Below are 245 nucleotides of genomic sequence, written 5' to 3'. Positions count from 1 at the left end.
CGCACGACGACAACGGCATCAAGTTCTTCTCTGGCCAGGGCACCAAGCTGCCTGACGAAGTCGAGTTGATGATCGAAGAGTTGCTCGATCAGCCGATGACGGTGGTCGAGTCGGGCAAGCTGGGCAAGGTCTCGCGCATCAACGATGCGGCTGGCCGCTACATCGAGTTCTGTAAGAGCAGTGTGCCTTCGAGCACCAGCTTCGACGGCCTCAAGCTGGTGGTCGATTGCGCCCATGGCGCCACG

Annotated in this window: 1 pseudogene; it reads left to right on the top strand. The window is 60.4% G+C overall.

The annotated features are described in order from the left end of the window. A pseudogene (gene glmM / locus SB765_RS32710) lies at positions 1 to 245 on the top strand (phosphoglucosamine mutase); the annotation flags it as partial.

Source organism: Pseudomonas sp. SIMBA_067, from assembly GCF_046534675.1.
Classification (GTDB): Bacteria; Pseudomonadota; Gammaproteobacteria; order Pseudomonadales; family Pseudomonadaceae; genus Aquipseudomonas; species Aquipseudomonas putida.
This window is presented reverse-complemented; position numbering and strand designations above follow the sequence as displayed.